Source organism: Rhizobium changzhiense (assembly GCF_013087625.1).
Lineage (GTDB): Bacteria > Pseudomonadota > Alphaproteobacteria > Rhizobiales > Rhizobiaceae > Rhizobium > Rhizobium sophorae.
Window position 1 is genome coordinate 979540 of record NZ_JABFCQ010000003.1, and the last position, 14611, is coordinate 994150.

A 14611-nucleotide genomic window follows, 5' to 3' on the forward strand; every position below is an offset into this window, starting at 1 on the left:
TTTGGCATCATTCGGCGTGCGGAGCCGGATGAATGAAAGGCCAGGGGCTCGCCTCGGATCCCTTTTCGACCGGAACCTCGATGAGAACGGGTTCGTCGAGAGAGAGGGCCTTCTCGATCGCGTCTTTCAATTCGCCGGGGCTCGTCACTCTGAACGCGCGAATGCCGAAGCTCTCGCCAAGGGCGACAAAGTCCGGATTGGCGAGGTCCGAGCCAAGGTAGCGACCCTTATAGGCCTGTTTCTGGTCGCGCAGTACGTTGCCAAAGGCAGAATTGTTGAAGACGAGAGCGACGACATTGATCTTGTGCTGGACGGCAGTGGCAAGTTCCTGAACGCCGAACATGAAGCCGCCATCGCCGGAAACAGAAATAACAGCTTTGTCGGGGTGGGCGACTTTGACGCCCAAAGCCGTGTTGAAGCCGAAACCCAGATTGTCCTGGTAACCGCATGTCACGTACTGGCGAGGGCCATAGACCGGGAATGCAAATCGGGCGGTAAAGCCCATCTGGCAGATTTCCTCGACGAAGAAGCTGTCCCTTGGGAGAGCTTCTCGGATGGCATCGAGATAGGCCAGCTGCGGCTGTACTGCCTGGAAACGAGACCTGGCCTCCTTGTTGAGTTCGGCAAATTCGAGCGTGCGATCCTCGCGGTTGGAACCTGCCAGGGCATCGAGCAGAGCCTGTGCGCCCGCCTTGGCATCCGAGACGATGCCGACATCGGGCTTGAGGCGGACCATTTCGGTCGGATCGATATCGATGCGGATGACCTTGAGACCTTTGGGCAGCCACTTCCATCGCATGAACTGCAATTCGAGCCGGCTGCCGATTCCGATCAGAACATCAGTATTCTTCCAGTATTCGTAGGCGGCGACGAAATTCAGGAAATTCGGATGGTCGTCGGCGACGATGCCCTTGCCGGAGCGATGGGCGGTGACGGGTGCCTGCAACAATTCTGCAAGTGCTGCGATCTCGGCGCCGGCATCTGCCGCACCGCCGCCGACCATGATCATCGGATTCGTCGCACCTGAAATCAATGCCGCTGCGGCGGCGATCGCATCCAGGTTCACGACCGAAGAAGGTGCTCTCGAACCGACGGGAAGGTCGATTTCGGGGCCGGATTGTCCAAAGACGTCCCATGGCGCTTCGACCGCTCCCGGACCCTGGCGGCCGGAGAGCATTTTACTGACGACCCCGGCCATGACAGGACCGGTTTCGGACTGGTGATTGATGCGTTCCGCCGTCTTTGTGATTCCGCGCATCGTGGCGAGTTGATCCGGCAATTCGTGCAACTGCCCTCTGCCTTGACCGATCAAATGGGACATGATGTTGCCGGTAATGCAAAGCACCGGCGCGTTGGCGCCATAAGCGGTGCAGAGAGCCGCACCGGAATTGAGGACGCCTGGGCCAGGCACGACGGTATAGGCGCCGATCCGGCCGGTGGACTTGGCATAGCCGTAGGCCATGTAGCCGGCGCCCTGCTCGTGCCGGGTGTGAATGAACCGAACCTTATCACCGGCGCCGTAAAGGGCATCGTTGAAATCATACATGTGGTCGCCGGGGATGCCGAAGACCGTGTCGATCCCATGGTCGACGAGGGAACGGGTCATCGCCTGACCGGTCGTTTCTTTCCTGCTCATCTGAAGACTCCAATGCGGGCGTTCGGCTAGACGACCGTCGACGATTTCAGGCAGTCTTCGGCTCGAAGCGCCGCGACAATGGCGCCGGCGTCGGTCGGCTGCATGCCGGCAAGATTCATGCGCCCGGAATCCGCCATGTAGATGCCGTGGCTCGTTCTGAGCGCTACTGCCGTATCCTTCGACATGGAGAGATTGGAGAACAGACCGCGCTGCCGGCCTATGAAGGCCAGATCGGGGGAGGCGGCGGCGAGCGCTGCCCGATTACCGTTGACACGCTGGCACATCTCTTCGAGTTCGGCGCGCCACATTGCCGTCATCTCGGTGCTCTCGAGGATAGTCCTGACGATTGCGGCGCCATGATCGGGCGGCATGGACCAGTTGACTCGAGCAAGGGACGCCATATTACTTTCGGCTTTCCTCAGGTCATCACCATTGCGGGCCATGACATAGAGGGCGCCGACACGCTCGCGATAGAGACCGAAATTCTTGTCGCAGGAATAGGCGATCAGCGCCTCATCGACTGCGTCGAGGACCATGCGTGTTGGCGCGGCATCCTGTTCGAGGCCGTCGCCAAGGCCCTGATAGGCGAGATCGATGAACGGCACCAGCCTATGCGCGACAAGGAGCTCGGTAATCCGCCGCCACTGTTCCATGGTGAAGTCGATACCGCTCGGATTATGGCAGCAACCGTGAAGGAGAACGACGTCGCCTTCCCGATTGGAAGACAAGGCGTCGATCACGCTTTCGAATGTCACCTGCTGCGACGCCAGGTCGACGAAAGCGTACTCCTTTACCGGCAAGCGCGCCGAGCTGAAGATTGGCGCATGATTTGGCCAGCTTGGCGTCCCGAGCAGAACCTTCGCCGACGGATTTGCCGCTTGGATGAGCTCGGCCCCGAGACGCAGGGCGCCGCTTCCGCCCGGTGTCTGAATGCCGACGAGGCGTTGCGTAAACGTCGGCGATTTTCCGAAGATGATGGGCTGCAAGAGGCTGACGAATTGCATATCGCCTTCTGGGCCGAGATATTTCTTGCTGTCCTGGGTCTCCAGGAGATACTGCTCCGCCGCTTTGACGGCTCGCATCACCGGCGTGCGTCCCATGGCGTCACGATAGACGCCGACACCAAGGTCGATCTTTCCGGGGCGATCGTCGGCCTGGAAGGCCTTGATGAGTGCAAGCAGGCTGTCGGCTGGCCGGCTGTTCAGTTCGTCAAACACAAGTCCACCTCGTTTCCGTAATTCTGACTCGCAGACTAGCTGAACTTTCGTGACGAATTTCTGCGATTATCTCCTTGCAGCGGCGCCTTCATGCAGACAATCGGCGCAATATGGCTATAATGTGCAGAAATTCACCGTATGAGGAGGGGTGGCCATGCTTGACCCGTTCGATATCAAATTGCTTGCCGCTCTCCAGCAAAACAGCGAGGTGACGCAGAGCGAGCTGTCTCAGAAGGTCAATCTCTCCGCGACCCAATGCGCGCGCCGTTTGGAAAGACTTCGCAACGAGCAATATATCCAGAGCGTCGTCGCCATCCTCAATCCCGTGAAACTGGGTTTTACCGTCGTTGCCCATACGCTCGTCAGCTTGAGAGCACATACGGAAGGCGGCAACGAGCGGCTTCATCGCTTCATCGAGACCGCGCCGGAGATCCTGGAATGTTATTCGCAGACCGGCGATGCCGACTTTCTGATGAAGGTCATGACGCGCGACCTCGAACATCTCAGCCAGTTTCTCGAACGAATGATCCGGGTCACCGACAATCTGGCGTCGGTCAAGTCAAGCATCGTCCTCAAGACACTGAAAAAGACGACCGCTTTGCCGCTGCAGATCGTGACGTGAGAGCCGCTCTCACCTGAGATAATGGATATGCGGGCGCGAATGATAGGGAGAGGTTTCGATACGGGCCTCGACGGAAAAGACATTCCTGAGAAGATCCTCGCTCAACACGTCCTGCGGTGCGCCGGAGGCGACGATCCTGCCCTGCTGCATGATGATCAGCTGATCGCAGAACATGGCGGCATGGTTGAGATCGTGCAAAGCGACGATGCTTGTAATCGGCAGGCCGGAGACGAGCCGCATCAGGCCGATCTGGTGCTGGATGTCGAGATGGTTCGTCGGCTCGTCGAGAATCAGCTCCTGCGGCGACTGGGCAAGCGCCCTGGCGATATGAGTGCGCTGCTTTTCGCCGCCCGAGAGATTCTGCCAGCGATCGTCGCGCTTCTCCGCCATGCCGGCGCGCGCCAACGCCTCTTCTACCGCCTCTTCGTCGGCCTTCGTCCAGCCTGAAAACATCGACCGGTGCGGGAACCGGCCGAGCTTGACGACGTCGATGACCCGCAGATTGGCATTTGTCGTGGCGTGCTGCTCGACGAAGGCGATCCGCCGGGCGATCGAGCGGCGGCTGATCGTACCGATGTCGCTGCGGTCGAGCGTGACGCGGCCGGAATGCGGCCGCTTCAGGCCAGCCAGAAGCCGCAGGAGTGAGGTCTTGCCCGAGCCGTTCGGCCCGAGCAGGCCGAGCATCCTGCCGGGCGGCGCTTCCAGGGAAACGCCATCGAGAATGGTCTTCTTGCCAATTTTCCAGATGAGGTTGTCGGCCTTGATGCTCATGATGCGCGCTGGAACCGGTAAAGGATGATCGAGAAGAAGGGGACGCCGACCAGGGCCGTGACGACGCCGATCGGCAGGATCTGGTTCGGAATGAGGGCGCGCGCCGCGATGTCGGCGAGCACCATAAAGATCGCCCCGGCAATGGCGCAGGCCGGCAGCAGGCGGACATGCAGCGGCCCGACGACAAAGCGGGCGACATGCGGCACGACGAGGCCGACGAAACCGATCGACCCCACCATGCTGACGATCGTCGCCGTCATCATCGCCGTCAGCGCGAAGAGCACCATCCGCGCGCGACCCACATTGACGCCGAGCGAGGATGCCGCTTCGTCGCCGAAGGCGAAGGCGTCGAGCACGCGGGCGTAAAACAGGCAGCCGACGAGGCCGAGGCCGACAATGATCGAGACCAGTGCGAATTCCGGCCAGCGCACGCCGCCAAAGCTGCCGAGCAGCCAGAACATGACGTCGCGGGCCTGCTGCGCATTGGCCGAGGTGGTGACGATATAGGAGGTCGAGGCGTTGAAGAGCTGCGATGCGGCGACACCGGCAAGGATGGTGCGGTCCGCCCCGCCGCGCGTGCCATTCGACAACAGCGCGACGAAGAAGAAGGCTGCGAAGGCGCCGGCAAACGCGCCGGCGGAAAGCGAAACCGCACCGGCGCCCATTCCCAGGATGACGATTGCGACGGCGCCGGTCGAAGCGCCGGCGGAGATGCCGAGAACATAGGGCTCGGCAAGTGGATTGCGCAGCAGCGACTGCATGATCGCGCCCGACAGCGCAAGGCCCGCGCCGCAGAAGGCGGCGACGAGCGCCCGGCTGAGACGATAATCCCAGATGACGGTCTCATGGATGCGGTTCAGTTCGACCGCTGTCCATCCCAGCCGGTTGGTGACGGCCGAAAACGTGGTCGCCAGCGGGATCGGCAGGTCGCCGATCCCGACGCTGACGCCAATGGCGACAGCGATGAGGCCGAAAGAGGCGAGGAGCAGAGCAAGGACGGCTCCCAGCTGCCGGAAGATACGGCCCGCTTCCGTCACTTCAACAGACCGAGAGCCTTCAGCTGGCCGGCCACCTGTTCAGCGCCGTAGACCGTGCGGACGGTCGGGTTCATGGCCTGGCCATCCATGATCACGATCGCCTTGTTCTTGACGGCGGGGATCTGGCTGACGGCCGGATCGGTGTTCAGGAAATTGATCTTGGCCTCCGGCTTATCGAGCTCCCAACGGTTGCGGTCGAGACTGGCGACGACGATGACATCGGGATTGGAGGCGATGATGCCTTCCCAGCCGAGCGTCGGCCATTCCGCTTCCGCTGATATCGCGTTGTGTCCGCCGAGCAGGTCGGCGATAAAGCCGGACGCGCTGTTCTTGCCGCCGAGATAGGCATCGGCCGACGGGCTGGGGCTGGAGAACCAGAAGACGTAGGAAAGGTTCTTGCCGTCCTTCGAAACGCTGGAGCGAAGCTTGGCTTCGCGCGCCTTGAAGTCGGCGATCAGCGCCTGGCCGCGATCGGCGACGTCGAAGATCTGCGACAGTTCGTCGATCTCCTTGTAGAGAATATCCATGTTCCACAGCTCGGCACGGCTGCCGTACTGGTCCTTGACGTCCTTGGTGCTGAGGCAGGTGCTGGGCGAGAGATAGGTGGCGACGCCGACCTTGTCGAAATCTTCGCGCTTGGCGACCTTGCTATTCGGCCCGATCAGGCTCGGCAGAGCCGCCGCCACGAAATCGGGATTTTCGGCGAGGATCGCTTCGAAGGTCGGCATCTCGACGGTCAGAAGCTTGACCTTGGCATTGGCTTCTGCGAGCTGCGGCAGGACGTTGCTCGGCCAGAAGGCGGTGCCGGCCATCTTGTCCTCGAGGCCAAGCAGCAGCAGGATTTCCGCGCTGTTCTGGCCGAGGCCGACCGCCCGCTCGGGCGCCTTCTGGAAAGTCACCTGCGCGCCGCAGTTTTCCAGTGTCAGCGGGTAGGTCGTCGAACCGGCTAAAGACGGACTTGCGGCAAGGCCGATCATGGCGGAGAGGCCGCAGGCGGCCAGAATTGATTTGAGGCTGGTCACGTAGAGATCCCGGTGCATGAGTGTGTACGGCCGGGGTATAGCCACAGGAGCCGCCGAGAAACAAGACCAAATGGATCAACTTATAGCAAAACCGGCAGCGCTGAACATTCTGCCCGGATGGCGCACTACCGAAGCGTGTCTCGATTTCAAGTTCTATCGGTGTTCGAGAAACTCCCGGATCGTCTGCGAGAGCGCTTCAGGATTCTCTTCGGCCACGTGATGGCCGCTGTCTATGCCGCAGCCGTGCACGTCATCCGCCCAGTTCCGCCAGATGGCGACGGGATCGCCATAGATCTGCTCCATGTCGTCGCGTAGCGACCAGAGACAGAGCATGGGGCAGGTCACTTTCCGGCCGGCGTCGCGGTCCTCGCGGTCGTGGAGATGGTCGATGCGGAGGCCGGCGCGGTAGTCCTCGATCATCCCATGGATCGCGGCTGGATCGCGGACGACGTCGACGAGGTCGTCATAGGCTTGCCTTCCCATCAGCGCTGGCGAGAGTTTGTCATACCATGCGAGGGGATCGGCCAAGATCGCCCGTTCCGGCTTTTCCGGTTGAGCGAAGAAGAACCAGTGGTACCAGTCTCTCGCAAATTTCCAGTCGGCGCGTTCGAGATGCTCGATCACGGGGATGCCGTCGGCGATGATGAGTCTCTGCACACGGTCGGGATGATCCATCGCCATGCGGAAGGCAGTCAAGCTTCCGCGGTCGTGACCGACCACCGCGAAGTTCTCGTGCCCCAGTCTCAGCATCAGTTCAACCAGGGCTTCCGCCTTTGCGCGCTTCGAAGAGTTGCGGCTGTCGGGAGCATCGAGCGGCTGGTAGGAGCGGCCGAAACCGGGAAGGTCGGGGCAGACGACCGTGAAATGGGGCGACAGCAGATCGGCCACCTTGCCCCAGGTCATATGTGTCCTGGGATGGCCGTGGAGAAGCAGAACGGCCGGTCCCGTTCCGCCGTGACGGACGCGAAGCGACCCCGGCCCGGCGTCGACGGTATCGAGAGAAAAGCCTTCGAACATGCTCAGCTGAGCTTCCCCACACGCTTGGCATAGTCTGAAAACGTGGCCCCTTCACCCTTCCGACCGGCTTCGCCGGCAAGCTGCAGCACGCGGATCGGAAACAGGATCGCCGCCCGGTTGGCGCCTGACAGCTCGTGGTCGTCATCCTCCTCGATCGCCTTTTGAGCCTTCCAGAGCGCAGCGTCGATCTCCTCGCGCGTGAGCAGTTGCTTATCGACGATCGCATCACATATCGAGGCCATCGCCATAATCAGGCCCTTGAGCTGCAGATTGGCGGTATTCATGAGAACTCCCAGGTGAAGTAAGGATTTCTAGTCCGGTTCGACCGGCCGGATCGTGTCGACCGAGACCGTACCGTCGAGGATGCCGCGCTTTATATCACGTCTGTTCCGATCGATTTCGATCACGGTGTAAAGCTTGTCGTCGCGGAAGGCGCTGGCATTGACTGTCGTCACGTCCTCGGCGGGCGCTGCGTCGACTTCCATGAAGTCAAGTTCGCGCGCCGCGGCGACGATCCTGGCATCGCCTGGCGTTCTCGCGGCGACGACGACGGTACCGTGTCCGGGAGAATTGTCCCATCTCGGATCGTCGGGTGCGGCGATCGGCTCCAACCGGTAGATGTTGAGCATCTCGCCACCGGCGTCGGGCGACGCTTGCGCAGCCGCATCCTCAATTTGCGCCTGGCTCTCGACCGACTTTCCGAAGGTGGTCGGGCTGGTCGCGTTGTTGATCTCTTCCTTGCCTGTCCTTGAGACGTTCGACATGTCGCTCTCCATTGTCAAGACGGAAACGACAGCCGGCGGCAAAGTGTTCCCGCGCAAGAAAAACCGTAAATTCCACAGAGATGGTTTCCGGCGAGCATTTCCGATATCTGCAACTATCAGGCTCATTTTGGGCGGTGAATCATGTTAGAATGCACGCGGGACGGCCCATACCATTTTCTGAGTTGAGCGCTAAATTACCGATCGTCGAAGAGGGGGATTTTCGTGAGCAACCAAACCAGCGAATTCGCGCGCGACAGCGTTGCGGTAGACAGCCTCAATGGGCACGACCCAAAAACGATGGCGTTCGACGACGCCAGCGCGTTTCTGGAAGTCCTTGTCGCGGTCAGGCGCGGCGACTTTTCCGTACGGATGCGGTCCGACCTGACGGGTCTCACCGGCAAGGTCGCCGATGCCCTCAACGACATCATCGCCGCCAATCAGCGCATGGCCCAGCAGCTCGAGCATGTCGGGCAGGTGGTCGGCCGGGACGGGCGCACGAGCACACGCGTACGCTTCGGCCTGTCGGACGGCTCCTGGTCCGAAATGGAGGGATCGATCAACGGTCTGATCGACGATCTCCTGTGGCCGACGACCGCCGTTACCCGGACGATCACCGCCGTTGCCAAGGGAGATCTCTTGCAGACCGTGCCGCTCGACGTCGACGGGCGGGCGCTCAAAGGGGAATTCCTGCGTTCGGCCGATATCGTCAACACGATGATCAAGCAGCTGAGCGTCTTCACTTCGGAAGTGACGCGCGTCGCGCGCGAGGTCGGCACCGACGGAAAACTCGGCGGCCAGGCACAGGTGCCGGAGGTGACGGGCGTTTGGAAGGACCTCACCGAAAGCGTGAACTCGATGGCGTCGAACCTGACGGCGCAGGTGCGCAATATCGCGGAAGTGACGATCGCCGTTGCGAATGGCGATCTTTCCAAGAAGATCACCGTCGACGTGCGCGGCGAGATCCTGCAGCTGAAGGAGGCGATCAACACCATGGTCGACCAGCTCAGGTCCTTCGCCTCGGAGGTGACGCGCGTCGCCCGCGAAGTCGGCACCGAAGGCAAGCTCGGCGGACAGGCGCTGGTGCCGGGCGTGGCCGGCACCTGGAAGGACCTGACCGATTCCGTCAACGCCATGTGCGGCAACCTGACCGCCCAGGTCCGCAACATCGCCCAGGTGACGACGGCTGTGGCGCGCGGCGACCTGTCGCGCAAGATCACCGTCGACGTCTCCGGCGAAATCCTGGAGCTCAAGGAAACCATCAACACGATGGTCGACCAGCTGAACGGCTTTGCCGGCGAGGTGACGCGCGTGGCGCGTGAAGTCGGCACTGAAGGTCGGCTCGGCGGACAGGCGCAGGTGCCCGGCGTCGCCGGTACCTGGAAGGACCTCACCGACAACGTCAATTCCATGGCCTCGAACCTCACCGCGCAGGTGCGCAACATCGCCGAGGTCTCGACGGCGATCGCCAATGGCGACCTGTCGAAGAAGATCACGGTCATGGTGTCGGGGGAAATCCTCGAGCTGAAGGAGACCATCAACACGATGGTCGATCAGTTGAACGCCTTTGCGTCGGAAGTCACCCGCGTCGCTCGCGAAGTGGGCACGGAGGGCCGGCTCGGCGGTCAGGCCAATGTGCGCGGCGTCGCCGGCACCTGGAAGGATCTGACCGAGAACGTCAACTCGATGGGCGGCAACCTGACGGCGCAGGTGCGCAATATCGCCGAGGTCTCGACTGCGATTGCCAATGGCGACCTGTCGAAGAAGATCACCGTCGACGTGAAGGGCGAGATCCTCGAATTGAAGGAAACCATCAATACGATGGTGGACCAGCTGAATGCCTTCGCTTCGGAAGTGACCCGCGTCGCCCGCGAAGTGGGCACGGAGGGCCGGCTCGGCGGCCAGGCCAATGTGCGCGGCGTCGCCGGCACCTGGAAGGACCTGACCGACAGCGTCAATTCCATGGCCTCCAACCTGACGGGCCAAGTGCGCAACATCGCCGAAGTCGCGACCGCCGTCGCCCAGGGCGACCTCTCCAAGAAGATCACCGTCACCGTGTCGGGGGAAATCCTCGAACTGAAGGAGACCATCAACACGATGGTCGATCAGCTCAACGGCTTTGCCGGCGAGGTGACGCGCGTGGCGCGCGAGGTAGGCACGGAAGGGCGACTCGGCGGCCAGGCGAACGTGCTCGGCGTCGCCGGCACGTGGAAGGACCTGACCGACAGCGTCAATTCCATGGCCGGCAATCTGACGGCGCAGGTGCGCAACATCGCCGAAGTCTCGACCGCAATCGCCAATGGCGATCTGTCGAAGAAGATCACGGTATCGGTCTCGGGCGAAATCCTTGAGCTCAAGGAAACGCTGAACACCATGGTCGACCAGCTGAACCGCTTCGCCTCTGAGGTGACGCGCGTCGCGCGCGAGGTCGGAACGGAAGGCAAGCTCGGCGGCCAGGCGCAGGTGCCGGGTGTCGCCGGCACCTGGAAGGACCTCACCGAAAACGTCAACTCCATGGCCTCCAACCTCACCGGCCAGGTGCGCAACATCGCCGAAGTCACGACGGCGGTGGCGCGCGGCGACCTGTCGCGCAAGATCACCGTCGACGTGAAGGGCGAAATTCTCGAACTGAAGAACACCATCAACACGATGGTCGATCAGTTGAACGCCTTTGCCGGCGAGGTGACGCGTGTGGCCCGTGAAGTCGGCACCGAAGGCAAGCTCGGCGGCCAGGCGCAGGTCTCCGGCGTCGCCGGCACCTGGAAGGATCTGACCGACAGCGTCAATTCCATGGCCGGCAACCTGACGGCGCAGGTGCGCAACATCGCCGAAGTGGCGACCGCAATCGCCAATGGCGACCTGTCGCGCAAGATCACCGTCGACGTGCGCGGCGAAATCCTGCTCTTGAAGGATACTTTGAATACCATGGTCGATCAGCTTCGCTCCTTTGCCGGCGAGGTGACGCGTGTCGCCCGCGAGGTCGGCACCGATGGCAGGCTCGGCGGCCAGGCGGTCGTTCCCGGCGTCGCCGGCACGTGGAAGGACCTGACCGACAACGTCAACCTGCTTGCCGCCAATCTGACGACCCAGGTTCGAAACATTGCCGAAGTCACCACCGCCGTGGCGCGCGGCGACCTGTCGCGCAAGATCACCGTCGATGTGAAGGGCGAAATTCTCGAACTGAAGAACACCATCAACACGATGGTCGATCAGCTGAACGCCTTTGCCGGCGAGGTGACGCGCGTTGCCCGCGAAGTTGGTACCGAAGGCAAGCTCGGCGGGCAGGCGCAAGTGCCGGGTGTCGCCGGCACCTGGAAGGACCTGACCGACACCGTCAACGTCATGGCCGCCAACCTGACCGAGCAGGTCCGCGGCATCGTCAAGGTGGTGACGGCGGTGGCGAACGGCGACCTCAAGCAGAATCTCACCGTCGCATCCAAGGGCGAGGTGGCCGCCCTTGCCGAAACCATCAACAACATGACCAATACGCTCGCGACCTTTGCCGATCAGGTGACCACGGTGGCACGTGAGGTGGGCGTGGAAGGCCGCCTCGGCGGTCAGGCGAACGTGCCCGGTACCGCGGGAACCTGGAAGGATTTGACCGGCAACGTCAACCTGCTTGCCGCCAATCTGACGACGCAGGTGCGCGCTATTGCCGAAGTGGCGACGGCCGTCACCAAGGGCGACCTGACGCGCTCGATCAAGGTCGACGCGCGCGGCGAAGTGGCCGAGCTCAAGGACAACATCAACACGATGATCGACAATTTGCGCCTGACCACCGAGCGCAACACCGAGCAGGACTGGCTGAAGACCAATCTGGCGCGCTTCACCAATATGCTGCAGGGACAGCGCGATCTGACGCTGGTTGGCAAGATGCTGCTGTCGGAGCTCGCACCTCTGGTCGGCGCCCATCAGGGGGTCATCTACCAGGTGGATGCCGACGAGCGGCAGCCGGTCTTGTCGCTGCTCTCCGTCTATGCGCAAGGGGGCGAGGCGGCGCATCCGGCGCGGCTCGAATTCGGCCAGGGACTTGTCGGTCAATGCGCCAGCGATGCCCGTCGGATCCTGGTCACCGACCTTCCCGACAACGTCGTTCCGATAAGCTCCGGCGTGTTCACGACCCTGCCGAGAAGCGCCATCGTGCTGCCGGTGCATTTCGAGGGGCAGGTGAAGGCGGTGATCGAGCTTGCCTCCGCCGGCGAATTCACCGAGTTGCAACTGTCCTTCCTCGACCAACTGACGACATCGATCGGCATCGTCCTCAACTCGATCGAAGCGACGATGCAGACCGAAGGCCTGCTCAAGCAGTCCCAGCAGCTCGCCGCCGAGCTTCAGACGCAGCAGCGCGAACTGCAGCAGACCAACGAGCAGCTCGGGCAGAAGGCGCAGCAGCTCGAAGAACGCAACGTCGAAGTCGAGGCGAAGAACCAGGAGATCGAGCAGGCCCGGCGCGCGCTGGAGGAAAAGGCCACAGAGCTCGCGCTGACATCGAAGTACAAATCCGAATTCCTCGCCAACATGTCGCATGAGCTGCGCACGCCTTTGAACTCGATCCTCATCCTCGGCCAGCAGCTGGGAGAAAACCCTGACGGCAACCTGTCTGGAAAACAGGTCGAGTTCGCCAAGACGATCCACGGCGCGGGCACCGATCTGCTGAACCTCATCAGCGACATCCTCGACCTGTCGAAGATCGAGTCCGGAACGGTCTCGGTCGATGCCGAGGAGATCTTCGTCAGCAACCTGCTCGAGATGATGGCGCGGCCATTCCGGCATGAGGCCGAAAACCGGAGCCTGTCGTTCTCGGTCGATGTCGGCGCCGATGTCGCAAAGAGCCTCATCACGGATTCGAAGCGACTGCAGCAGATCCTCAAGAACCTGCTGTCGAATGCCTTCAAGTTCACCGCGCAGGGCGGCGTGACGCTTCGCGTTGCCTCGGCGACGAGCGGCTGGTCGTCCGATCATCCCTCGCTCAGGCACGCACCTTCGGTGATCGCCTTCGAAGTCGTCGACACCGGCATCGGCATCCCACCTGAAAAACAGCGCATCATTTTCGAGGCGTTCCAGCAGGCGGATGCCTCGACAAGCCGCAAATATGGCGGTACCGGCCTTGGTCTGGCGATCAGCCGCGAACTGGCAAACCTCTTGGGCGGTGAGATCCAGCTGCGCAGCACGCCGGGGGTCGGCAGTACCTTCGTCCTCTACCTGCCGCTCACCTATGTCGGTGCCAGCGCGGTTGCGCCGAAGTCGGTACCGCCGGCAAATGTCGTGGAATTCGCCGAGGCGGCAGCAAACCGCCGTGCCGAGAAGACCGTCGAACATGTCGAAGACGATCGCCACCAGATAGTGGCCGGCGACTCGGTGTTGCTCGTCGTCGAGGACGATGCGCATTACGCCCGCGTCCTGGTGGATCTCGCCCGCGACAACGGATTCAAGGTTCTGGTGGCTATGCGCGGCAGCGACGCGCTCGCACTCGCGCAGGACTACAGGCCGGCGGCGATCTCGCTCGACATCTTCCTGCCTGACATGCTCGGCTGGACGGTGCTCAGCCAGCTCAAGCAGAATCCGCAGACGCGGCATATTCCGGTCCAGATCATCAGCCTCGACGAGGATCGCCAGCATGGGCTGACACGCGGCGCCTTCGCGTTCATGAGCAAGCCGACGACGCCGGAAGGGCTCGGCAAGGCGCTGTCGCGATTGAAGGCCTATGCTGAGCCGCGTCGCAAGCATCTGCTGCTCGTCGAAGACAATGAGGCCGAACGTCTGAGCGTCACTGCTCTTCTCGGGCACGACGATATCGACATCACCAGTGTCGGCTCCGGATCGGAGGCTCTTGCCGCTCTTCGGCAGAATGCCGCCGACTGCGTGGTGCTCGACCTTTCGCTTCCCGACATGTCCGGCTTCGACGTGCTGGAGCAAATCCGCGACGATGCCGAAATCGGCGAGGTGCCGGTGGTCGTGTTTACCGGTCGGGAGCTTTCCGCTGAGGAAGATGCGACGCTGCACAGCATGGCCCGCAGCGTCGTGGTCAAGGGGGTCGAATCGCCTGAGCGTCTGCTGGATGAGACGGCCCTGTTCCTGCATCGGGTCGTCGCCGACCTTCCGGCCGCAAAACAGGCGACGCTGCGGGAGTTGCACAGCTCCGACGAGGATCTGGTCGGTGAGACTGTGCTGCTCGTCGACGACGACGCCCGTAACATCTTCGCGCTGAGCAGCGTCCTCGAACGCCGGGGAATGAAGGTCCTGACCGCGACGACAGGCAGCGAAGCTATCGACGTCATCAACAACGAACCCTCGGTCGCGATCGTCCTGATGGACATCATGATGCCTGGAATGGACGGCTACGAGACGATGCAGGTCATCCGTTCGGAGCCCCGGTTCCGGCGGCTGCCGATCCTGGCGCTGACGGCCAAGGCGATGAAGGGCGACCGCGAGAAATGCCTGGAAGCGGGCGCGTCCGATTATCTGGCGAAGCCGGTCAATACCGAACAGCTTCTATCGGCTCTTCGCATGTGGCTGCATCGCTGAGGA

At 62.1% G+C, this 14611-nt stretch carries 10 protein-coding genes; 2 read left to right on the top strand and 8 right to left on the bottom strand.

Annotated elements, in window-relative coordinates; translation table 11 throughout:
- Positions 1-7: 7 nt before the first annotated feature.
- Entirely contained in the window at positions 8-1636 is a 1629-nt protein-coding gene (locus G9X68_RS19595; RefSeq protein ID WP_171603796.1) for a thiamine pyrophosphate-dependent enzyme, read from the bottom strand.
- Between the two features lie 26 nt (positions 1637-1662).
- A complete protein-coding gene (locus G9X68_RS19600) occupies positions 1663-2853 on the bottom strand; it encodes an aromatic amino acid transaminase (protein ID WP_171603797.1) in 1191 nt (396 codons plus the stop codon).
- Between the two features lie 154 nt (positions 2854-3007).
- On the opposite strand from G9X68_RS19600, the gene G9X68_RS19605 reads away from it, so the two are divergent.
- Positions 3008-3475, top strand: a complete 468-nt coding sequence (locus G9X68_RS19605) for an Lrp/AsnC family transcriptional regulator (protein WP_048338445.1) — start codon at positions 3008-3010, stop codon at positions 3473-3475.
- A gap of 9 nt (positions 3476-3484) precedes the next feature.
- On the opposite strand, the gene G9X68_RS19610 is transcribed toward G9X68_RS19605, so the two are convergent.
- The 6 genes from G9X68_RS19610 to G9X68_RS19635 all read right to left on the bottom strand — a co-directional run bounded on the left by G9X68_RS19610 (position 3485) and on the right by G9X68_RS19635 (position 8098).
- Positions 3485-4246, bottom strand: a complete 762-nt coding sequence (locus G9X68_RS19610; protein WP_171603798.1) for an ABC transporter ATP-binding protein — start codon at positions 4244-4246, stop codon at positions 3485-3487.
- Positions 4243-5283 carry a FecCD family ABC transporter permease gene (locus tag G9X68_RS19615; protein WP_171603799.1) on the bottom strand — a complete coding sequence of 347 codons (1041 nt, stop codon included), beginning with the start codon at positions 5281-5283 and terminating at the stop codon, positions 4243-4245. Before G9X68_RS19615 ends, G9X68_RS19610 begins: the two co-directional genes overlap by 4 nt.
- A complete protein-coding gene (locus G9X68_RS19620) occupies positions 5280-6305 on the bottom strand; it encodes an ABC transporter substrate-binding protein (RefSeq protein ID WP_171603800.1) in 1026 nt (341 codons plus the stop codon). Before G9X68_RS19620 ends, G9X68_RS19615 begins: the two co-directional genes overlap by 4 nt.
- A gap of 153 nt (positions 6306-6458) precedes the next feature.
- Positions 6459-7322, bottom strand: coding sequence for an alpha/beta fold hydrolase (locus G9X68_RS19625; RefSeq protein WP_168308294.1), 864 nt, complete (start codon positions 7320-7322; stop codon positions 6459-6461).
- Between the two features lie 2 nt (positions 7323-7324).
- Complete coding sequence (locus tag G9X68_RS19630; RefSeq protein ID WP_171603801.1) at positions 7325-7606, bottom strand: hypothetical protein; 282 nt, start codon at positions 7604-7606, stop codon at positions 7325-7327.
- A gap of 27 nt (positions 7607-7633) precedes the next feature.
- On the bottom strand, positions 7634-8098 hold the full coding sequence (locus tag G9X68_RS19635; protein ID WP_171603936.1) for a hypothetical protein: 465 nt from the start codon (positions 8096-8098) through the stop codon (positions 7634-7636).
- A 210-nt stretch (positions 8099-8308) separates the two neighbouring features.
- On the opposite strand from G9X68_RS19635, the gene G9X68_RS19640 reads away from it, so the two are divergent.
- Complete coding sequence (locus G9X68_RS19640) at positions 8309-14608, top strand: HAMP domain-containing protein (RefSeq protein WP_171603802.1); 6300 nt, start codon at positions 8309-8311, stop codon at positions 14606-14608.
- Positions 14609-14611 lie beyond the last annotated feature (3 nt).